Source organism: Bacteroides sp. B1-V-101, from assembly GCF_023656585.1.
GTDB lineage: Bacteria > Bacteroidota > Bacteroidia > Bacteroidales > Bacteroidaceae > Bacteroides > Bacteroides thetaiotaomicron.
Map to the genome: position 1 here is coordinate 1 of NZ_JAMOKH010000002.1, position 23212 is coordinate 23212.

Sequence of the window (23212 nt, forward strand, 5' to 3'; positions counted from 1 at the left end):
GTAAACCGGAGGCAGGAATAATAAATAATAAAGTAAACAGCTGCCAGGGTTAGTAATATTTCTAGTCAACACATAGCAGCTATTAGAGATAAACAAGTCAACCATTATTAGGGAAGTACAATTTCTTAATTAGTTTCATTGCTTGAAACTAGAGTTTCATCAGTGAGAAACTGTAGTTCCAAAGGCTTGAAACCAAAAGTTCCAAGCGTATGAAACTATAGTTTCAAGTAATGGGAACCAAAGTTTCAAGCAATGGGAACTGTAGTTTCATACCTTAAAACAAACTCGGCTTATTAATAGCTGAAATGAATGACAGCGTGACGGCAAATCTTTCCGTCACGCTGCTGTCACAGGTTGCTGTCACGGTCTTATGATTTAATTATCAGACTATTGTCACAGGTTTAGTGACAGATGACAGCAATTCTTCAAATTTATATCTTTATGTAGGCGTTGAGTTCAAGTCATAAACGCAGGGAAATCCGACTTTCTTCCCCTCGGTCCGGCATACGAAGGCTGCAAATACCGGTCGCCTTATCCCAACTCCACACCATACTTTCAGTGTCATCGTCCGGATTCTCTTCCAGACGTTCCGGCTTCACCTTCTTTACTTTCTTGCCTTGCACGGTAACTCCTTTGGGAGCCGTCTTCAGATACATACGGAAAATAAAGTTTCGGGGAGCGGGCACTGCATACCCTTTTCCTTCACGGGCACCAACCGAAAGAAGATAACCACCCTCCTCCGTCCGGAAGCGAACGGGAGTTTTGGCAAACTCATCCCGTTGATAGCCGAGGTCTTCTCCCTCATCTTCGTACAAAGTGAATGAAGCCTCTTCTCCGTTCCTTGCCGGAAATACTTCAAAGATCAGCGGATAGACCGGTTTCTCATGCGTGTAGTTCATCACCGGCATGGTGGGGATGATGGAACCCTGCTTTACAAACATCGGGATGCACGACAAGGGAGCTTCCACGGTAGTCCACTGTTCTCCGGTATAGACTGTTTGTTTATTGTTGTAGTCAATCCAAGTGCCTTCGGGCAGATAGACATTCTTCGTACGTGCCCCCTTCTTCACCACCGGAGCTACCAGCAGCTCTTGTCCGAACAAGAACTGCCCATCGGTAGAGAACGTTTCCATATCCGCCGGATATTCCAAAAAGAGAGGACGCATGATGGGCAATCCCGTATCATGAGCTTCGCGGGCATACGTATAGATATAAGGCAATAAACGATATTTCAGTTCGATGGCCTCCTTCGCGTTCTTTTCCGCTTCCGGACCGAAGAGCCACGGTTCTACCGGATTATCCCCCTCATGATGAATACGGCTCAAAGGATTGAATGCACCGAACTGTATCCATCGGGTATAAAGTTCCGCCATGGATGGATAGTCTTCGATGTCTCCGCAATACCCCGTAATGTCACAGGTAGTAAACGGAATCACTCCCAGCCCTGCGGAAAGAATCACCGGAATCTGATTAGCCAGTTGCCCCCAGCCCTGCAATACATCGTCTCCATTTCCGCAATCTCCCGTCCAACCGAACGTATAACGCTGCAATCCCGCATAAGCGGCACGGGTCATCTGAAAGACGCGACGGTTCGGATTCCGTTTCTCGAACTGCTCTTTGACCACTTTATCCCAAGTCAGTCCGTAGACATTATGGATTTCGTCGTGCATACCCAGGTGATGTTTCATCACAAGGCGTTCGGTCTGCTCTTCGTTGCTCCATGCGGGTTCTCCCATATCCGTCCAGAAGCCGGAGATGCCATCGTCAATGGGTTTCTGCTGATAGGTTCCCCACCAGTCGGCTACGGCAGGTAAGGTAAAATCCACTACCCCACAATTTCCGCCCCAAGGCCACGGCATGTCATAACTCTTCCCGTTCGTGCTGTCCTTGACAAAATATCCCAGACGGTCCGCTTCCTCCCATTGCTTCTTGTTGGCTTGCGAGATGACCGGGTCTTGCGATACGACTACCTTGAATCCCATTTCTTTCAGGTCGGCAAGCATCTTTTTCGGATGCCCGTAGTTGCCCTTCCGCCATTCGAAGTCCTGTAGATGTTCCGTCCAGCCGATGTCCTGATAGATAATATCACAGGGGATGCCGCGTGTCCGGTAGCCTTCGGCTATTTCGCGGCTCAGTTTCTCGCTTGTCAGCAGGCCACGACATTGCGCAAAGCCCAATGCCCATTTCGGAGGCATGATAGGTTTGCCCGTCAGTCCTACATACTGACTCAGGATTTCCTTATAGTCCTTGCCGAAGATGAAGTAGTAAATCATCTCCCCGTCCGGCGCCTCGAAGCTGTAATAATCACGGCTTTCCGTTCCGAACTTAAATTCTGTCTTATACGTATTATCAAGGAAAATACCATACCGGTAACTGCTCATAAAGAAAGGGATGCTCTTGTAAAGAGGGTCTTCCACCACACTGTAACAAGGTTTATCGCTGTTCCACATCTTGTAAGATTCTCCTCTGCGGTCCATCTTGCCGGTCTTTTCCCCAAGCCCGAAGAAATGCTCGTCACGGCGAAGCGTTTTATATTCCATCTTCTTCGTGCCTTCGCTTACGTGTCCTTTATCGGCATAGTCACTGAAGAGGAGTTTCTGATATTTGTCGAATATCTGGATGCTCATCGGCGACTTGTTCACCCGTATGCGCAGCTTCGAGGTAAATATCTCATAGCAGGCGGCCTGTTCGTCCACATGAACCGTTCCCACATCTTCCAGTTCTTCATTGATCACGGCAAAGGAAGCGTTTCTCCGTTGCAGCTTCCCGTCCGGCGAGAACCAGATTCTTACCACGGAAGGACTGCAAAGTTGCAGTTGCAGCGCGGCACTGTCCGCCAGGTGAAAAGTCACCTGACGTCCCTGCTGCGTAAAAGAGGTACATATACTTTTTGCGTTTTCTGCCCAGACCAACGCCGGAAACATCAGACACAACATCCACACCCCAAACTTATATCTAATCTTCATACCTATCGTTTTTAGTTATTCCGTTGCAACTGCCTTATTCAGCTACAATCATTGTCCAGTATTTCAAGGCAGGCAGTGTGAAGGAAACTACCCCGTTCTCCTGCGTAAACGCCAGTTCCTGCAAGGCTCCTCCGTGTACGTCCGGTGATGCCACCCACAATTTATTCACTTTGGCGGGCAGGTTCATCTGCAAGGCCGCTTTCGTGATCAGGGCAGGTTCGGGCATGGTGCCGTCCACGTCCCGCCAGCTAAGGCTGTTCGCCTGCGAGAAGTTAAGCAGATGCACTACTTGCTTGCCGTCTACCTGCTTGGCGTAGGTAGTGACCGACCCCAACTTTGGAGGCCATACGTTGAGTTTCATTTCTCCGTTGGTACAGTTCATAGCGATGCTGTTCTCCGTTCCGCCATCGCGGAGCAGGTTCTGATAAGACGTGAGGAAGTCGTAGTAGTGAACCATTGCCGTTTTCAGTTCCTCGCTCATCGTCAGGTTGTCGTTCGGGAAATATTCTTTGCACAGCATATGGTCACCACCCAGTTCGAGATGCGAGCCACCCAAAGCGAACATCACCGCATCCGTCAGCAGGATGCCCGCTGTATTGAACTCTCCCCGATGATCCGCCTTATTATAGTTCATATAGGCAGCGAAAACCGTATTCAGCTGATTATTGCCATACACTCCGTTTTCATACAGGACGGCTTTCAGATGGGTAAAGTCCGCCTCATCCGCCCACATCTCATTATAGAAGAAATCTACTTTACCGGTTTCTCCGATCTGACGGGCACCGTAGCGGCTTACGGCATTCATCACCAGACTCTTGTCGGGATGCGCCTGCTTCATGGCTTCGATAAAAGAAGCATATCCTTCGCGGAGGTTGACCGGTGTACCGTTGTAGTTGTAAAGCGTTCCCCGCTTGCCCAACTGGTCGATCTGATAGCCGTCGAAGGCGAAGTTCGCATACACGTCGTCATTCCGTTCCGCCATATATTGCTGCCATTCCTTGTCGGAAGGATCTACCAGATAGATATTGCTCTTCCATCCGCTTGGCAGGTCGTGACTGTCTTTCGTGGTATGCGAAGCGTCCTTAAACAGATACCATTCTTCTTTCACCCCGTCGGAAGCCGCATCCTTCAATGCCCCGAAACAAAGATTATAGAACATGGACTTCATTCCAAAATGTTGTTGTGCCTTGATATAATTCTTCACAGAGCTTGTATGGACAGGGCGGTTCGCAATGTCGAGATATTCCTCGTCCAACTGCGTGCGTGTGCCGCCCAGCGGCCAATGATGTTTATTGTGCCAGTCCTGAAACTGTACCCAGTTGATGTGATGGCGGTTCAGATAAGCCATCTCTTCCAGCGTTTTCTCTTCTGTCTTGTCTCCGTCGAAATCTGCCACGAAGCCATATCGGGGGAAACGTGCCGGATGACTGGATACATCTACCGCAATCGTACCGACGATGACATCCGTACCGTTTTCCTGCCGGTAAAGTTCTGCCATGTATCCTTTGAAATCGGTGGAAGGAGCCTTCCATGTCCAGTTCGTACCGCTGACCGGTTCTTCTCCGACTATTTCTCCCGAAAGGCGATAACGGACCTTTGTTCCGGCAGGCAAGGCATCGGCGGCAGTGAAAGTCACCGTCTCGTTCGGTTTATAAAAAGCCTTGTCGGTTGTCAGTTCCACGCATAAGTCCGATGTCACCGGAGTTACTTCGGTCACACTGCCCGATGCTCCTCCGTTCTGTGGGTTCGATTCATGATCGTCGCTGCAAGCCAGACACAGGAAGGCAGCTACCAAATATATTATCTTCTTCATCTTGAATACTTGTTTATTGTTTTACAATCGAAATCGTTTCTTTCAACTGGTCAATCGTAATCCGATACGAGCCTGCTTCCTGAATATTCCATTTATTATCCAGACTGCCGAGGTCTGCATCCGGATACATATTCTTCAGTTCCGCATCCGTTTTACTGGTAAATAAGGCTGTCTCCACTTCACCGATCGGTGTCTTTCCGTTCTTGTCCGCCATCAGCCAGTCTCCGTTCCAGTCGGACTGCTTATCGCAGGAAATCTTCATCTCCCCTGTATTCAGTGTACCGCTCCAGGTAAAGATGTAAGGGCTGTCGGCACTTTTAGTCATCGGAGTGGCGTTGTCGATGCTCCATCCGTTCGGAGTGGCATCGCCTACCAGATACAGTCCTTCGTAAGGGGTAAACGGACGCATCAGCATCTTTTCCTTTCCCTTGGTTGTGAGGAACAGCACTTTATAGGCCTTGCCACATTCGCTTTCCTTCATTTGCCATTTATGGTCTTCACCTCCCAGTACGACAGAAGTGGAAGTATACGGAGCGTTCTCTTCGGTAGGATGGAAGAAAGCATCCGACTGACCGAAGTCCGCAAGAGTGGCAAACTTAAAATCACCGTCCGCCTTCCACGGAATCACGGCACCATAATGGAACAGATTCATCTGAACGGCATCTTTAGACAGTGCCTCGAATCCCCAGCCATTGTCGCCGGTAAAGGAGCCGACAATATAGAATTCTTCAAAGCGCCATCCGATGTTTTCCGTTTCGGTCATGGTCATTGTCAGGTCGAGCAGGTCTACCTTGACTATATAGGTCGCTTCCTTGCTGACTGTAAACGGTTCGTCCGGTTCGTCGCCCGATGTGCGGTAGATAAGCCGTAGTTCTTCTCCGGCAGCGGCATCCCGGTTGTAGGATGGAAGAAATTCTCCCAATGTCGTTATAAACTTGAATACACCGGTATTCAGCTTTCCTGTCCACGTAAACTGTCCGTTGTCCGTGCGCTCCATAGGCGTCGCTTGATCGGCGCTCCATCCGTTAGGGGCAGCTTCTCCGATGAGGTAAAGCGTCGGAGTAACCGGTTGATAAGTAGTCACATCCAGCGCAACTGTGGCACGCTGCTCCTTTTCTTCCATTCCGGCAACAGTAGCGGTAATGCGTGCTTCCAGCGATACTTTTTCGGCATAGCCGACGCCTAGCTGCGTGTTCAGAAACTGATTGAGTTCTTCCGTTTTCTTCGTCCACTGATAAGTTCCCGTTCCTAAATCTACGGAATAGGCACGGGTGAAGTCGGTTCCCGCCTTGGCTATTTCCAGTGTATAAGAGATACGGTTTCCGCTTCCGTAGTTCGTTCCCGTAGTCCATGAAAGCGTTAACGCCTCCTGACTGTGATTCTTTTCGTTCAATACGATCTCCTGCTGATTCACCGTAAGAGTCAGCGTATCATGTCCCTTGTCCGTCTCCATATAATCCTCGGCGCAGGAAACCATCGCTCCGCCGATGAAAAGAGAGCACAACATCTGATATATATATTTCTTCATCATATGATCTGTCTAAATGAATGATTGTAAAAGCGATTAATAACCGGGATTCTGAGTCATCAGATTGTTAGAGTCCATCTCTGTCTGCGGGATGGGCAGCAGCAGACGTTCCTTCGTCACCTGATTCTTGCCGATGGATTTCAGGAACTCAATCGCATAGTTACCATTATTGATGCGAATCATGTCAAACCAACGATGTCCCTCAAAAGCAAGTTCCATCCGGCGTTCGTGAATAATCTTTTCCCGCATTGTTTCCTGATTCAAGGTAGTCGGCACATCCGCCAGTCCGGCACGCTGACGGACAATATTCAGAGGTGCGGCAGCCTGGTCGGGATGTCCCAGTTCGTTCAGGGCTTCCGCCTTCTTCAACAGGACATCCGCATAACGGTATACCACGAAGTTATTCGGGTTAGTATTATATTCCGGCGAAACGGTCTTCGACACAAGGAACTTCCGGACGTTGTAACCTGTACCCGACCATGAACGTCTGTATTCCATGCCGTCGAAAGCAGGACAGCCTTGATATAACACGGTCACATCTTTGCGCAAATCGCCCGCTTCGTACTCTTTGATAAATTCTTCCGTAGGCAGATTCCATCCGTAAGCGCCTGCCACCATACCGGAGTTGCGGGGTCCCATGAAGGTCGACAGCCAGGAAGACTGGTTGTCCCCTCCCCAGAAATCGTATTCCGTACTGCCGGAGTATTGTACTTCGAAAAGGGATTCCGCACCGTTATTGATCGTAGCATCGAAATTATCGGCATACTTGCACTGAGACAAATCATATCCCATCGCAGTAATCTGGTCGCACAACGTAACAACTTCACTGTAATAATCCCGATGATTGGGCGCCAGCGTCAGGTAAATATCTGCCAGCATAGCCATTGCCGCCTCTTTGCAGGCACGTCCCTTGTCATTTTCTCCATAACTGCTCTTTGGGGGAAGCATATCCACCGCATTCTTACAGTCCGATAGAATCTGCGCATATACCTCATCCACCGTATTGCGGGCAATATCCGTCGACTGTCCTGGCTCAAAGGGCTGTAACCGCAAAGGTACGCCACCATAAAGGCGGACGAGGATATAGTAGTAATGAGCACGCAGGAAATATGCCTCACCCATGCAACGGTCTTTTATCTCATCGGAGATGGCAGCCGAAGGCAGATTGGAAAGCACGATATTACAACGTCCGATGCCTACCCACGGAGAACGCCATACGTACAGGGCAAAACCGTTGTCGCTCTGCGCTATAAAGTTAGCCGCCTGAACAGTTTCCAGTCCGTCGGTTCCTCCTCCGGCACCTACCTCGCTGTTGCCGGCAAGGATGTCGAGGCTCCACAGGCGCTGATTATACATATTGGACGACTGCAACGTCTTATAGCAGGCAGTAGTCAGTGCTACGGCAATCTCATTGGTCACTTCCGATTCGGGGTCCACACCGTATTTGGGGTACTTATCCAGAAAATCACTGCACGATGTCAAGGCAAGTACGACAAGTATCATTATAAAAGTCAGTTTCTTTTTCATTTTCTTCCTCCTGATTTAAAAGTTAAAGTTCAAGCCCATACTGAATGTACGCGAGATAGGGTAACGGCTGCTGTCTATACCGTTGACATCCACCTCGGGGTCGAAGCCCGAATATCCGGTGATAGTCGCCACATTCTCGCAAGAGAAGGAGATACGGGCGTTTTCCAGTTGAATCTTTTGCAACCACTTTTTAGGCAGTGTATACGAAAGGGTGATATTTTTCAGACGGAGATACGAGCCGTTTTCCACAAATCGGTCGGATACGCGGCAGTTCTGGTTCGGGTCGCCCCAGATGGCACGCGGCATGGAGTAGCTTGTGCCTTCTCCTGTCCAGCGGTTCAGTACGGCTGTGGTCTGGTTGTAGGCGGCAGCCATTCCTTCGTTGTCCACATTGTTGGCATTATAAATCTTGTTGCCTGCCACTCCTTGCAGGAAAACGGAGAGTTCCCATCCTTTGTAAGATAGGTTGTTGGAGAGTGAGAAGAACCAGTTCGGATTCGGATTGCCAAGGATCGTACGGTCTTCGTCGTTAATCACTCCGTCGTTGTTCAAGTCTCTGAAGCGGATGTCCCCCGGAGCTGCGCCCGGCTGGGTGGCGTGGCGGTTGACTTCTCCCCAGTTCTGGAAAAGCCCGTCGGTAACGTATCCATAGAAAACGTTGATCGGGTAACCGGCTTTCAGCATGGTCACGTATGAATTGCCTATCTGGTTGATAAACATCGGAGTTTCGCTGTTCAGGTCCAGAATCTCATTTTTATTGTAGGTAGCCGTTAAAGCGGATTCCCAGGAGAAGATGCCTTTCAGGTTGATGGTACGCAATGTCATTTCCACTCCTTTGTTGCGCATCTTGCCGGCATTGGTGAAAGTCTCGGTAGTATCTTCAAAGCCCGAAGTGATGGGGATGGAAGCCTTCACCAGCATATCGTTCGTATTCTTGATATAAGCATCCAGTGAAAGGCTGACACGCGAATCGAACAGGCTCATGTCCACTCCGAAGTTGGCCTGGCGCACTTCTTCCCAATGGATGTTCGGATTGGAGAGAGTGGTAGATACCAAAGCAGTGGAGTTATTGTTTCCGAAAGGATAGACACCCGTGTTGTAGGATGCGACAAATCCATAGTTACCGATTTCCTGATTACCGGTCACACCGTATCCGACACGCAGTTTGAGATCGTTCATCAGGAAGTTATCTTTCGGGAACCAGTCTTCCTGAGAAACACGCCAAGCCAGAGATACGGAAGGGAATGTTCCCCATCGGTTGTTCTTACCAAAGCGGGAAGAGCCGTCACGACGTACGGTAGCCGTCAGCAGGTATTTGTCTTCGTATGAGTAGTTGAGACGTGCCATCAGTGAGAGCAGTGCCCAGTCGCTCTGGCTGCCGCCAAGGCTGTACATCTTTTCTCCGTTGTCCATCTCATGGATATTGTCGAACATGAAAATGTTTTTCTGTGCGTTCAGATAATCGTAGTTATTCCACTGTGCGGAAGAACCTGCCATCACACCTACACGGTGTTTCTTTGCAAAAGTATGATCGAATACGAAGTAGTTGTCCCACAGGTAGGTGAATGATTTGTTATCGCTTTTGTAGCGGGAAGATTCTTCTACCGGATTCGGTTTCCAGTCGTATGCCGGCGTGAAGTTGTCGGCAAACCAGAACTTGGCGTCATAGCCGAAGGTACTTTTCAGTTTCAGCCATTTAGTAAAGGTGATCTCTCCGGTGATGTTCGCGAGAAAGTTATATCCTTTCGTCTCGTTAGTCATCATGTGAAGCGTACCGATCGGATTGCGGATACTTCCGTACCATTGCGCCTCCTGTCCGGGACCGCTCCAACTGCCGTCATCATTCTTCACCGGTTGGGTGGGAAGGGCTTTCATCGCATCACCGATACTGTATGTTCCTCCTTCTTTGACATCTGTGCTAAATGTCAGGTTGGTGGTGAATTTCAGCCATTTGTTGACTTGGGCGTCACTGTTCGCCTGAAAATTGAAGCGGCGATAATTGACACTCTTCACAATGCCGGACTGATCGAGAAAACCGCCGGACACATAATAATGCGCCTTTTCCGTGCCGCCGGAATAGCTGACCGAATAACTCTGCTTCACTCCCGTGCGCAGCATCTCGTCGAGCCAGTTGGTTCCTTTTCCCAATGAAGAAGGGTCTGCCCAGTAAGGGTTGGTGTTATCGTCATTGTTTGAGAGCATATCATTGCTCAATGCTGCATATTGGGCGGCATTCAGCATATCAGGCACTTTAGTTGCATTCTGTATCGCCCAGTTCGCATTGACCGTTACCTTTCCGGCGCCTTCGGCACCGCGTTTACTGGTAATCATCACTACACCGTTGGCACCGCGCGAACCGTAGATGGCAGTTGCCGAAGCATCTTTCAGTACGTCTACCCGTTCCACATCAGCCATATTCAAGGAAGATAAGCCTAAATCGGTGGGAATCCCGTCGATGACAATCAGCGGGTTGCTGTTGTTGATCGTACCCAGACCACGGATTTTAATGGTTACATTGTCCCCCGGTTTGCCGGCATCGATAATTTGCACGCCGGATACTTTTCCCTGCATTGCCTGACCGATATTGGCTACCGGAGAGTCTTTGATATCTTTGACTCCTACAGAAGATACGGCGCCGGTCAGGTCACTCTTTTTCATCGTTCCGTAACCTACTACAACAACTTCGTCCAATACTTCGGTATCTTCCTGCAAGGTTACTTTCAGTGCGGTTTTTCCGTTCACCGAAACAGTCTGCGTCTTATAGCCGACAAAAGAAATGGTCAATGTGCTGTTAGCAGAAACATTTAATGAGAAGTTACCGTCGATATCGGTAATCGTGCCGTTCGTGGACTTGCCTTCTATCACACTGGCACCGATCACCGGTTCGCCCGTGGCGTCCACTACATGTCCTTTTACTGTAATCTGCTGTGCGAATGCACTAAGAGATAGTAACAAGCCCCACATTATTAATAGGAGGCGATGTTCAAAGCCTTTCGACTTTATACTCTGTTCCATGTACATCAATTTAAAGTTAATATTAGGATTACTTTTTGTTTTCACTGAAACAAAAGTATCCACAATTAAATGCGCTTCTTTTGCCAGATAGCAAAAATATAGTGGTTTATACAGCACAATACAGTATAAAACACTAATAATAAGAATATTACAGAATAGCAACCGTGCTAAAAAAGTAGTGGATTTCTTACTCTTCCACCTTCCCTATTTTCATTACTTTAGCCTCAAACTCATCCCGTTCGCCGAGTGCCTTGTTGCGGACACGTGTCCGGTAATTATAAATAGTGGTCACAGAGTAGCGGAGGAACTGGGCGATCTTGGTACTATCCGTAATCCCCAGACGGATCAGGGCAAAGATACGAAGTTCGGTATTCAGCAGTTCACCCTGCTTGGGCTGCATCGGTTCGACAAGCAACGCATTAAATTCTTCCACAAAGTTGGGGAAGAGTTGCAGGAAGGTCATATCGAAGTTTGCGTAGAACTCTTTCAGCTCTTCTTCGAGGAATTGGGAAGATTTAATAGCTTTATACAACTCCTCTACCCTGCCGGTAGCCGCAATCTTATTCAGGGAACGACGGTATAAGTCCATCTTATCCAAGTAGGTGGAACACTGGTCCATATAGCGACCGATGTATTCCTCTTTAATATAGTTAGCCTCCGAAAGGGTATGGTTCATCTCTTTCAGTTGCGAATTGGAGTCATGAAGTTCACCGTTCAGCTCTTGCAGAAGCGTATTCGTGTCAATCACTTCCCGACGGGCAGCAGCCACTTTCTTCATCTGCTTGTAAACGAAGAATATAGCCACCAGCAGAAAGACGGAAAGCAGACTGATACAGATCAAAGATATCTTCATTTCCTGTTGCTGCCGCTTGGTTTTCAGTTGGTAAGCCTGATCGATGATGGGGAAGACTTGTGAGATTTCCAGGGTACGAAGGCGGGCATTGCAGAGCGTAGCATCTTCGAGCGAGCATTTCAGATAGTTGTATGCACGATCAATGTCTCCGTCTTCATATACAAGAGAGGCGAGTTTCCGTAAGGAAACATATTCTTTGACTGCCGATTTTAAATCAGCGATGGCCGAGAGAGCCAGAAAGTGTTTCTGCCCTTTCTTGTCTCCTTTGAGGCGATAGGCTTCTGACAAGGTATAAGTAATCATCGCCTTGGAATGATCGTCCAGAGAGGGTTTCCGGTAGAAGTCGGTCAGCATGGTTATTGCCTGGTCATATTGGGCGTGTACGGTGCATTTGTCGGCCATCACCAGCACATGGCCCAATGAGTCGGAGGCATTAGTCTGTAAAAGGGAATCCCGATACAGGTCCGTCATCCGGTAATACTCTTTTTTCTCCTTCTCGGTGACGGCATAATCTCCCATCAACCCGTAAATAGTACGATACAAGTGGTAATAATAGGGATAGAGATAATCAGACAGGGTTTTCTTGTCTATCTGTCCCAACTGCTCCAAAGCTTCCTTGTACATTCCGGTGGTTCCCATCACCTCTGCCATATTCATGGCGGCATCATCCAGATAATCCTGTTTGTTCAAATGAGAAGCCAGTTCCTGCTTCCGCTGTGCATATACATACGAAGAGTCCAGATTATAAGCCCGATATTCGTCGAAAAGCCTGCCGCAAAATCCATAACGCTGCTCATCGGAGGTAGCCTCGGACAGCAACTTCTTCAAATCGGAGATACGTGCTTCTTTTTCTGCACCGTAAGTCTGACGGTTCCTGATAATTCCGTCAATCTCACGAAGCAGCATATCTGTACTCTTATCATCATTTCTTGCGCAAAGCAAACAGGGAAGAACAATTGTCACGAAAATCAAAATAATCTTTCTCATAGCGCCATATGTATTATATCTGCAAAGATAAAAGTCTTTCAGAAACCGACATTATTTCTACGGAATATTATTGCGAATATCCGGAAAATGGCTCCTTTATGAAAATGGCGGTTCATGCCACTGAATATATCCACAAAAAAAGAAGTTATCTAATATAAAAGCATATCTTTGTCATCAAAGAAAGGCATTTAATGCTACATCTCTGATCTGCAAATGCCATTTATAAACCCAAATTTCATTCCTATGAAAACTTCAAAACGTTGTTTCATGCTCATCGCTTTCATCGGCTTTTTAATCGAACTGACAGTTCCTTCACATCTTTCCGCACAAGACATTTCGGGCACATGGCATGGCAAACTCTCCCTTCCTGCCGGTTCGTTAACCATTGTATTCCATATCAAACATACGGAACAGGGGACTTATATGACAACTCTTGACAGCCCCGATCAGGGAACCAAAGATATAAAAACGGAAACAACTTCTTTTCAAGACTCTACACTGACTGTTCAGATACCGATTATCCATGCCTCTTATAAAGGAAAGCTGAATGCCGACCAAACCATTACCGGCACATTCACACAAGGAATGCCCCTCCCATTGAATCTGACGAAAGGAGAGTTTAGCGGGCCTAAACGCCCGCAGGAGCCTCAGCCGCCTTTTCCTTATAAGGTCGAAGAAGTCAACGTAAAGAATACGCAGGACGGAATCACTCTGGCAGGCACATTAACCCTTCCGGAGAAAGGGAGTAAATTTCCGGCTGTAGTATTGGTTACGGGAAGTGGTGCTCAAAACAGAGATGAAGAAATCATGGGTCATAAACCATTTCTTGTTATCTCCGATTATCTGACACGTAACGGAATTGCCGTACTAAGATGCGATGATCGTGGCACAGCCGCTTCGCAAGGAGATTATGCAAGTGCTACCAACGAAGATTTCGCAAAAGATACGGAAGCAGCGCTGAACTATCTACGCAGCAGAAAAGAAATTAATACCCGGAAAATCGGCATTATCGGACATAGCTGCGGTGGAACAATCGCATTTGATATTGCCGCCAAAGACCCCAACATCTCATTTATCATATCATTGGCAGGAGCTGCCGTGCGAGGTGACAGCTTGATGCTTAAACAAGTTGAATTGATTTCCAAGTCCCAAGGGATGCCCGATCCGGTGTGGCAGACAATGAAACCATCCGTTCGCCACAGATACTCTTTATTACAGCAAACGGACAAGTCGTCGGATGAAATCAGAAAAGAAGTTTACGCTGATGTTACCAGAACCATGTCTGCCGAACAGTTGAAAGACCTGAATACCGTACAACAACTATCTGCCCAAATAAACTTCATGACTTCACCGTGGTATCTCCACTTTATGAGATACGATCCGACTGCAAGTCTGAAAAAAATAAAGTGCCCGGTCCTCGCATTAAACGGAGAAAAAGACATTCAGGTAGATGCCGATATGAATCTGACTGCTATCAAGCAGCACATCAGCGAGAACGGAAACAAGAATGTGACAATCAAAGTCTATCCAAAACTGAACCACCTGTTTCAGACTTGTGAGAAAGGAACTTTAGCCGAATACGGACAATTGGAAGAGACAATAAATCCGGAAGTCCTGAAAGACATGACTGAATGGATAAAAAAGCAGCAATAAATTTACTAATGATATACTTTTCGGGCAGTATTTCTCAATATCACATTCTTTTCTTTCCAATTCTTGCAAATGTTTGAAGAATTTGCAAGAATTGGAAAGAAAAGAATTATATTTGTAGACTAAAATATAATATAAACGGATGATATTATGATTGAACTCCCTCCTCAAATTAGTCAGGAAGAATATTTGAAAGTTCTTCTCACTGATCCGCTTGAAAAACTCAAGGCAATCATAGAAAAAAACAATGATAAGTATAGTTATTGGTCTGATGTAAAGTATCAAAAGACTCCAGAAGGTATATCCAGCAAAGAATTATGGTGTTACATAAAAGCATCGCGGAGAGCGAAACGAATCATAGTATGGAAGAAGTACGGCATATCTATCAGTATAACCAATGCTATGCAACGGATGTGCCACGAGTTTGATATGAACTTCGGCGGTTCTTGGGGAAGCAATTCAATCATTCCAGTAGAAAACAAAGAACAATATCTGATTAGCTCATTAATGGAAGAAGCAATATCCTCCAGTCAAATGGAAGGAGCGGCGACAACCAGAAAAGTAGCCAAGGAAATGCTAAGAAAAAGCCTTTCCCCACAGGACAAATCGCAACAGATGATATTTAATAATTATCAAACCATACGTTTTATAACCCAAAATATACAGACCCCACTATCATCTGAGCTATTACGGCATATTCATGTCTTAATGACCGAAAAAACGTTAGAAAACCCTGCCGATGCAGGGGCATACAGGACGAATGATGAAGTAGTAGTGGAAGATGCTATCACACATGAGGTGGTACATACACCACCTTCATATAAAGATATTCTTCCATTTATTGAAGACTTATGCATATTCTTCAATGAAAATAATACCAAAGTATTTATTCATCCGATTATCAAAGGTATTATCATTCATTTTATGATTGCCTATATGCACCCATTTGTAGATGGGAACGGACGTACTGCAAGAGCTTTATTCTATTGGTATATGCTCAAAAGCGGTTATTGGTTAACTGAATATTTATCCATCTCAAGGGTAATTGCCAAATCAAAAAAATCCTATGAGAATGCTTATTTATATACGGAAGCTGATGAAAAAGACATGGGATATTTCATAGCTTACAACCTGCGAGTACTGGAGCTTGCCTTCAAAGAACTACAAACTTATATCAAACGTAAATTAGAGCAGAAACATCAAGCTTCCGTATTCTATAAGTTAGATAATATCAACGAACGTCAAGCAGATATTCTTAGGCTTATTAATGATAATCCTAAAATATTATTCACCGTAAAAGAACTACAAAACAGATTTTCCGTTACTCATACTACCGCCAAAAATGATATTGACGGTCTTGTAGAAAGAAAACTGATAGATGAAATATCACTTAATAAAGTAAAGAAAGGGTATGTAAAAGGAGAAATGTTCGACGAAATTGTTAAATCAATCACTTAGCTCTTTCCAATTCTTGCAAATTCTTCAAATATTTGCAAGGATTGGAAAGAAAGGCAACTAACTATAAAGCAACCACATCAAACCTATTACTTTAAACATACACAGACATTGTACAAATTGATTTAAATCAAAATCGTTCCTGACGAACTCATTCTGAGAGATTTTGTTTTACCTTTGCACCCCGTAAAAAATACGCTAAATAAAGAAGGTAAAAAGTAACAGGCATCAGGTTAGGTTTCGTATGAAGAAAAGTCTTATTGCATTGGCATTCGGTACCCTCGGATTGGGTATCGCCGAGTTCGTGATGATGGGTATACTGCCCGATGTAGCCAGAGATTTAAAGATTAGCATCCCTGCTGCCGGACATTTCATTTCCGCCTACGCACTAGGCGTTTGTGTCGGCGCCCCTGTATTGACATTAGCACGTAAATATCCATTAAAACATATATTGCTGGTATTAGTCACGCTGATTATGGTAGGCAATATCTGTGCGGCATTATCACCTAACTACTGGATGCTGCTTATCTCCCGCTTCATCTCCGGACTCCCTCACGGAGCCTATTTCGGGGTCGGTTCTATCGTTGCGGAAAGGCTTGCCGATAAAGGCAAAAGTTCAGAGGCTGTCTCCATCATGATAGCCGGAATGACCATCGCCAACCTGTTCGGCGTACCGCTGGGAACTTCTTTAAGCACCATGCTTTCGTGGCGGGCTACCTTCCTGCTGGTAGGACTTTGGGGAATCGTCATTCTGTATTACATCTGGCGTTGGGTTCCTCAGGTAGAAGGGCTGAAAGATACCGGTTTCAAAGGACAGTTCCGCTTTCTCAAAACTCCGGCTCCCTGGCTCATTCTGGGTGCTACGGCATTAGGTAATGGCGGTGTATTCTGCTGGTATAGCTATATCAATCCAATGCTCACTCATGTCTCCGGTTTCTCTGCCGAAAGTATCACCCCGCTGATGATTCTTGCCGGATTCGGTATGGTCATGGGAAATCTGATCAGCGGGCGGCTCTCCGACCGTTACACTCCCGGAAAGGTAGGAACTGCCGCACAAGCACTGATCTGCCTGATGCTATTGCTTATCTTCTTCCTCTCTCCCTACAAATGGGCGGCTGCGCTATTGATGTGCCTCTGCACCGCAGGACTGTTTGCCGTATCCAGTCCGGAACAGATATTGATAATCCGTGTAGCCAAAGGAGGCGAAATGCTCGGAGCTGCCTGTGTACAGGTAGCGTTCAATCTGGGAAATGCCATCGGAGCTTATGCAGGAGGGCTGGCAGTCAGCAGCGGCTACCGTTATCCCGCCCTGACGGGTGTTCCGTTCGCACTGATCGGCTTCATCCTATTCCTGATCTTTTATAAGAAGTATCAAGCCAAATACTAAAGTAACTCCTATAAGAACGAATAACGCAATAAACAAAGCAAACAGGGAACTGCCTTTCAGTATGAAAGCATATTGACGTTTCTGCTGACAGATACATTTTCAGAAGAATGCTAGCCAGCTCTCAAAGCAATAAAACAATGTATCAATATGCAGACTATCTGCATATCCTTTCGATTATATTGGAAGATTATGCAAAAGGGTCGCTACTTAACATGCAGAACATTAATACCCAACCTGCAGAACATTAATGTCTGACATGTCAGCTAACCTTATCCAACGTGTTGGTCATATATATCCAACGTATCAGTCAGCCTTATCCAACGCATCAAGCCTTCATATTTGACAAGATGGACATTACTTTCTAATTATTAGCATTGTAAAGATTCAGATACCACCCTATTTATGAACAAAATACAGATTTTCATTCGCATATTTTCTCCCATTCCCGCCGTCGGGCAGGAAAACGGCATTCTGAAGAGACTAAAAATTCATTTTGTCAATTTGCTCAAAACCTTTTTCCAGCCTGTACAATTATCAGAAAAAGACAGAAAGTGCACCAAGTTTCCCTCATTAGCTCAAAAAATGATTATCTTTGCAAACTAAAATGAGCAGGCTGGCAATCAAAACTGTTTTTATCGGGAGATTAGCGCCAAATCGCTGCTCACATGATATGATTCATTGATAATAAAAGAAATAATAGATTAATATGGCATTGCAATGTGGTATTGTCGGACTTCCGAACGTAGGTAAATCGACACTTTTCAACTGTTTGTCAAACGCAAAAGCGCAAGCGGCAAACTTCCCCTTCTGTACAATCGAACCGAATGTAGGCGTAATCACCGTTCCCGACGAACGTCTGAACGCACTGGCAGAACTGGTACATCCCCAACGGATTGTCCCCACGACTGTAGAAATCGTAGACATCGCCGGACTGGTGAAAGGTGCAAGCAAAGGCGAAGGGATGGGAAACAAATTCCTCGCCAATATCCGCGAAACAGACGCAATCATCCATGTACTCCGCTGCTTCGACGATGACAACGTGACTCATGTAGACGGAAGCGTAAACCCCGTCCGAGACAAAGAGATCATCGACTACGAACTTCAGCTGAAAGACCTGGAAACCATCGAAAGCCGCATCCAGAAAGTACAGAAACAGGCTCAGACCGGTGGCGACAAGGCTGCAAAACAGGCTTATGACGTACTCGTTCAATACAAGGATGCACTGGAACAAGGCAAATCCGCCCGCACCGTCACTTTCGAAACGAAAGACGAACAAAAGATTGCTCACGAACTCTTCCTATTGACCAGCAAACCCGTGATGTACGTCTGCAACGTAGACGAAGCAAGTGCGGTAAACGGCAACAAATACGTAGACATGGTGCGCGACGCCGTGAAAGATGAAAATGCACAGATACTCATTGTCGCTGCAAAGACCGAAGCAGACATCGCCGAACTGGAAACATACGAAGACCGTCAGATGTTCCTTGCCGAAGTAGGGCTGGAAGAATCGGGCGTTGCACGTCTTATCAAGTCAGCTTACAAACTGCTGAACCTCGAAACCTACTTCACAGCCGGCGTACAGGAAGTACGTGCATGGACTTACGAGAAAGGATGGAAAGCTCCGCAATGCGCAGGCGTCATCCATACCGATTTTGAGAAAGGATTTATCCGTGCGGAAGTAATCAAATACGATGATTATATCCAGTACGGCTCCGAAGCGGCTGTCAAGGAAGCCGGAAAACTCGGTGTGGAAGGAAAAGAATATGTGGTGCAGGACGGCGACATCATGCACTTCCGCTTCAATGTGTGATTATCGGTAATCACTAACGACTTATTAATTATCACATAAGCATCAATGACATGAAATATCTCATAGCAGGAACCGGTGGAGTAGGCGGCAGTATAGCAGGCTTTCTGTCGCTTGCAGGAAAAGATGTAACTTGTATTGCCCGTGGAGCTCATTTGCAGTCAATACAAACCAATGGTCTGAAATTGAAATCGGATCTGAAGGGTGAACATACGCTTCAGATTAAGGCTACGACGGCCGAAGAGTTCAAAGGAAAAGCGGATGTGATCTTCGTCTGCGTGAAAGGATATTCCGTCGATTCGATTACCGAACTCATCAAAAGAGCATCGCATGAGAAGACAGTCGTCATCCCTATCCTGAATGTTTACGGGACAGGACCACGCATTCAGCGTCTCGTTCCGGGTGTAACGGTGCTCGATGGTTGCATCTACATTGTCGGCTTTGTTTCCGGCACGGGAGAGATCACTCAGATGGGGAAAATCTTCCGTCTGGTGTATGGCGCCCACAAAGGGACACAGGTGGCTCCCGCCATCCTGGAAGCTATTCAGAAAGACCTTCAGGAAAGTGGAATCAAAGCTGAGATTTCTCCGGACATCAATCGGGATACATTCGTCAAATGGTCGTTCATCTCGGCAATGGCGGTCACTGGTGCTTACTATGATGTACCGATGGGTGAAGTTCAGAAGCCAGGGAAAGTACGTGATACGTTCATCGGCCTTTCTACTGAGAGTGCCGCACTGGGACGTAAGTTGGGAGTGGAATTTCCCGAAGACCCCGTCAGCTACAATTTGAAAGTCATTGATAAACTCGATCCCGACAGTACCGCATCCATGCAAAAGGACTTGGCACGGGGACATGAATCGGAAATACAAGGTTTGCTGTTTGACATGATTGCAGCAGCCGAGGAGCAAGGTATCGACATACCAACTTACCGGATGGTTGCCGAAAAATTCACAAAACACTAATTACAAACCGTAAACCGTTATCCAACATGAATACCCTTTTATTATCAATCAACTGGAATCCGAATCCCGAACTATTCAACCTGTTCGGCATTTCTATCCGTTATTATGGATTATTGTGGGCAGTAGGAATCTTCTTTGCTTACATCATTGTCCATTACCAGTTTCGCGACAAAAAAATAGACGAGAAGAAATTCGATCCCCTCTTCTTTTATTGTTTCTTCGGTATTCTGATTGGAGCACGTCTGGGGCACTGCCTGTTCTACGATCCGGGACAGTACCTGACCAGCGGAAAGGGATTTGTGGAAATGCTTCTGCCGATCAAGTTCCTGGCAGGCGGCGGATGGAAATTCACCGGTTATGAAGGACTTGCCAGTCACGGAGGTACGCTCGGATTGATGATCGCCCTTTGGCTGTATTGTCGCAAGACGAAACTTCATTATATGGATGTGGTGGACATGATTGCCGTCGCTACTCCGATCACTGCCTGTTTCATCCGTCTGGCGAATCTGATGAACTCCGAAATTATCGGTAACCCGACCAATGTACCCTGGGCGTTCGTATTCGAACGGGTAGACATGCTCCCCCGCCATCCGGGACAGCTCTATGAAGCGATAGCTTATCTGATCCTGTTCTTCATCATGATCTATCTTTATAAGAATTACAGCAAGAAACTGCATCGCGGATTCTTCTTCGGACTCTGTCTGGCTTATATCTTTACCTTCCGTTTCTTTATCGAATTTGTGAAGCAGAACCAGGAAGCATTCGAAGACAACATGATGTTCAACATGGGACAATGGCTGAGCGTTCCTTTCATCATCATCGGTTTCTACTTTATGTTCTTCTATGACCGGAAGAAGGTAGCAAAGAAATGAAACAAATCATAGATATAGAAAACTGGGAGCGGAAGGAGAATTTCAACTTCTTCCGCCACTTCCAGAATCCCCAATTATCCATTACCTCCGAAGTAGAGTGCGGAGGAGCCAAGCAACGTGCCAAAGCGGCCGGACAGTCTTTCTTTCTCCATTATCTTTATGCAGTGCTGCGTGCAGCCAATGAAATACCGGAGTTTCGTTACCGCATCGATCCGGACGGGCGTGTAGTGCTCTATGACACCATAGATATGCTGTCTCCCATCAAGATAAAAGAGAACGGCAAGTTCTTCACCACCCGTTTCCCCTACCACGACGATTTCGACACTTTCTATCAGGAAGCAAGGCTAATTATCGACGCCATCCCCGAAGACGGTGATCCGTACGCGGCAGAAAACGGACAAGTAGCCGACGGAGATTACGGACTGATTCTGTTAAGTGCGACTCCCGACCTGTATTTTACTTCCATCACCGGCACACAGGAGAAGAGAAGCGGCAATAACTACCCGTTGCTGAATGCCGGAAAAGCCATCATAAGGGAAGGCAGACTGGTGATGCCTATCGCGATGACGATTCATCACGGATTTATTGACGGGCATCATCTTTCCTTGTTTTATAAAAAGGTGGAAGACTTTCTGAAATAATAGTGCTGTTCAAATAGTATTTTCTCATTCCTTTTATCTACCTTTAGCGCGACTAAATGATAAAAATATGAGCACAAAAACACTATTCAAACTACTATGGGTGCCTTTCGTCACATCCGTATTCGCAAGTTGCAGTGACAAAGAAGAATTACTTTACACTCCTCCGGAAGAAACGAATGACAGTTACATAAGCCCTGCCGTACCACAAGGTAATAGCTGGCCTGAAGCCTCCATGTCACTTACACAGCCTTTTCTGGGTGCCGGATATGATATTATGGGCAGCTACATAGACAATAATTCGGTAAAAGAACCAGTGCTTGATCTGAGCAAAATAGATAATGAAAGGATTAGCAATCTGGTAGGTTCGAGCGGAGTAGGAGACAGCTTCATTGGTCGTGATATGAAAGAGTTTCTTCGGTCAATCACAAAATATAAGAAATTTGTGGTGCCGGCGGAAAACAAAGATGATTTGCTGTTTACCGCTACCATTACCGGTCATAAATATTTTCAGAAACCTTATGATTATTCATCCCAATACACATTTGCCTTTGGCAGTTCAGGAGCTAACGGAGTGATTCAAAGATTACTCACTCTGAATGCGGATTGGTCCAACTGGCTGGCCGATGATTTCCGGCAAGAGCTGGAAGATGCGTCACCTGAAACAATCATAGAACTATTTGGTACTCATATATTGGTGAACACTCATTTAGGTTATATAAGCAAAACCCTCTATCGCAGCATCGTAGCGGATGATGAAGAGAACTTATTGAGAACCGCAAATACAGGGATGGGCGCACATCAGAGCAGCATTATTAAGCATCCCAATGTTTCCATCACTTATCCCGAAGAAACAGTAAAAAAGAACTATGGGGGAACAATTGTAGTGTCATTGCAAGGAGCTGATTACAAAGTCTTTGATCAGCTGACAGGCGATCCGATGGATATCAGCCCCTGGATACAATCTGCCAATGAAAAGAATCGCGCCTTAACTACTCTGACCGGTGAAGACCTTATCCCCATCTATGAGGTAATAGCCGACCCCATAAAGAAACAGCAAATAAAAGAAGCGGTAATAGCCCATATCAAAAGGCACCAACTGTCCTTACAACAAACGGCTCCCATCTTTCAGGCAAGTGACGGGCACTATCACCGCTACTATACCTCTTATAAGGAGTTAACCGCAAAGGCCGATATCTGTCAAGGTGTGATAGGAAGCGTATTTGTCAGACACGAACCGGGTACAGTACCGCTTTACCTGTCTTCCGACGGAAAGAATCACCGTTTGACATTAGAACCGGCACCGAACGGAGACGGAACAATCATAGGGTATGTCTATGAAAAGAAGAGCGATGACTTAAACTGTATCTACGAAATATCAGACGGAAAAAACTTTGCCTATACCACGGAAGAAAAGGATACCTACGGAAACAAAGGCACATGGAAGCCAACCGGCCTCTCTTTCTATACAAAGAAGGTATAAGCATAAGGCCATACCATTGGCACGGCAAGTAACCCTATAACTTACAACATAAGAAGTCTATAGTATCTTCGTTGGGGCTGACTAAAAGTCGTTAGTATCTCCATTCTCCTCCTTCCGGAAGGAGGAGTGGTCGAAGACCGAGGTGGTAGGAAGAATAATGCATATTCCTATTTTATTGTAAATGATAGAGTGATGTATTCACCTACCACCTCCCCCTACGGGTACTCCTCCTTCCGGAAGGAGGAGAGTTTAAAGTTACTAACGAC

At 46.3% G+C, this 23212-nt stretch carries 14 protein-coding genes; 8 read left to right on the plus strand and 6 right to left on the minus strand.

Annotated elements, in window-relative coordinates; translation table 11 throughout:
• Positions 1 to 461: 461 nt before the first annotated feature.
• The 6 genes from NBH01_RS01765 to susR form a co-directional block, all read right to left on the minus strand.
• On the minus strand, positions 462 to 2966 hold the full coding sequence (locus NBH01_RS01765) for a glycoside hydrolase family 31 protein (protein WP_250699949.1): 2505 nt from the start codon (positions 2964 to 2966) through the stop codon (positions 462 to 464).
• 34 nt (positions 2967 to 3000) lie between these two features.
• Entirely contained in the window at positions 3001 to 4779 is a 1779-nt protein-coding gene (locus NBH01_RS01770) for an endo-dextranase (RefSeq protein ID WP_250699950.1), read from the minus strand.
• A 13-nt stretch (positions 4780 to 4792) separates the two neighbouring features.
• The gene (locus NBH01_RS01775) at positions 4793 to 6307 is read right to left on the minus strand and encodes a SusE domain-containing protein (RefSeq protein WP_250699975.1); all 1515 of its coding nucleotides are present in this window, start codon (positions 6305 to 6307) and stop codon (positions 4793 to 4795) included.
• A gap of 36 nt (positions 6308 to 6343) precedes the next feature.
• Positions 6344 to 7834, minus strand: coding sequence for a RagB/SusD family nutrient uptake outer membrane protein (locus NBH01_RS01780; RefSeq protein WP_062694129.1), 1491 nt, complete (start codon positions 7832 to 7834; stop codon positions 6344 to 6346).
• Positions 7835 to 7849: 15 nt separating this feature from the next.
• Positions 7850 to 10849, minus strand: coding sequence for a SusC/RagA family TonB-linked outer membrane protein (locus tag NBH01_RS01785; RefSeq protein WP_016269138.1), 3000 nt, complete (start codon positions 10847 to 10849; stop codon positions 7850 to 7852).
• 187 nt (positions 10850 to 11036) lie between these two features.
• Positions 11037 to 12689, minus strand: a complete 1653-nt coding sequence (susR, locus tag NBH01_RS01790) for a SusR family glycan utilization regulator (protein WP_008767355.1) — start codon at positions 12687 to 12689, stop codon at positions 11037 to 11039.
• A 267-nt stretch (positions 12690 to 12956) separates the two neighbouring features.
• Between susR and NBH01_RS01795 the strand changes: the two genes are divergently transcribed.
• The 8 genes from NBH01_RS01795 to NBH01_RS01830 all read left to right on the plus strand — a co-directional run bounded on the left by NBH01_RS01795 (position 12957) and on the right by NBH01_RS01830 (position 22946).
• On the plus strand, positions 12957 to 14342 hold the full coding sequence (locus tag NBH01_RS01795; protein ID WP_370448832.1) for an alpha/beta hydrolase family protein: 1386 nt from the start codon (positions 12957 to 12959) through the stop codon (positions 14340 to 14342).
• Between the two features lie 147 nt (positions 14343 to 14489).
• Positions 14490 to 15797 (plus strand): Fic family protein, encoded by a 1308-nt coding sequence (locus NBH01_RS01800; protein ID WP_055219039.1) that lies wholly within the window; start codon positions 14490 to 14492, stop codon positions 15795 to 15797.
• A 241-nt stretch (positions 15798 to 16038) separates the two neighbouring features.
• Positions 16039 to 17181: an MFS transporter AraJ gene (gene araJ / locus NBH01_RS01805; protein ID WP_008761692.1), complete on the plus strand. Its 1143-nt coding sequence runs from the start codon at positions 16039 to 16041 to the stop codon at positions 17179 to 17181.
• A gap of 706 nt (positions 17182 to 17887) precedes the next feature.
• Entirely contained in the window at positions 17888 to 18991 is a 1104-nt protein-coding gene (gene ychF, locus NBH01_RS01810; protein ID WP_234141531.1) for a redox-regulated ATPase YchF, read from the plus strand.
• A 50-nt stretch (positions 18992 to 19041) separates the two neighbouring features.
• On the plus strand, positions 19042 to 19953 hold the full coding sequence (locus tag NBH01_RS01815; RefSeq protein ID WP_055299120.1) for a ketopantoate reductase family protein: 912 nt from the start codon (positions 19042 to 19044) through the stop codon (positions 19951 to 19953).
• Positions 19954 to 19979: 26 nt separating this feature from the next.
• Positions 19980 to 20825 carry a prolipoprotein diacylglyceryl transferase gene (lgt, locus tag NBH01_RS01820; RefSeq protein ID WP_011108644.1) on the plus strand — a complete coding sequence of 282 codons (846 nt, stop codon included), beginning with the start codon at positions 19980 to 19982 and terminating at the stop codon, positions 20823 to 20825.
• The gene (locus NBH01_RS01825) at positions 20822 to 21466 is read left to right on the plus strand and encodes a chloramphenicol acetyltransferase (RefSeq protein ID WP_048696919.1); all 645 of its coding nucleotides are present in this window, start codon (positions 20822 to 20824) and stop codon (positions 21464 to 21466) included. The genes lgt and NBH01_RS01825 overlap by 4 nt, the downstream gene beginning before the upstream one ends.
• Before the next feature lie 67 nt (positions 21467 to 21533).
• The gene (locus NBH01_RS01830; protein WP_011108645.1) at positions 21534 to 22946 is read left to right on the plus strand and encodes a hypothetical protein; all 1413 of its coding nucleotides are present in this window, start codon (positions 21534 to 21536) and stop codon (positions 22944 to 22946) included.
• The last annotated feature ends 266 nt before the right edge of the window (positions 22947 to 23212 follow it).